The 277-nt window shown below is 37.9% G+C and carries 1 pseudogene; it reads left to right on the top strand.

Annotation, left to right across the window (positions count from 1 at the left end):
• Positions 1-277 (top strand): annotated as a pseudogene (locus R0J88_RS19790) (hypothetical protein); the annotation flags it as partial.

The following is a 277-nucleotide window of genomic DNA, read 5'->3' as shown; positions in this document are numbered from 1 at the left end:
AGCTAGATTTACCGCAACTATCAATTGTAAGACCTTCCCTTTTAGTAGGGAAACGTAACGAATTCCGTTTTGGTGAAAAAATGGGCGAAACAATTTTAAAAATCTTAAATCCTGTGTTCATAGGTCCACTGAAAAAATTCCGTTCAATAGAAGCGAAACAAGTAGCTCTTGCAATGATGGTGATTGCATTACACAGTAAAAAGATACCCATAGCAATCTATGATTCATCGGAACTTGCAACATTAACGATGCCTTCCAAAGACAAGGAGGAAGAGGC

It is taken from the genome of Pseudoalteromonas sp. SIMBA_162 (assembly GCF_046535955.1).
GTDB classification, from domain to species: domain Bacteria; phylum Pseudomonadota; class Gammaproteobacteria; order Enterobacterales; family Alteromonadaceae; genus Pseudoalteromonas; species Pseudoalteromonas marina.
The sequence above is the reverse complement of the archived record's forward strand: the minus strand, read 5'-3'. Positions and strand labels throughout refer to the sequence as shown.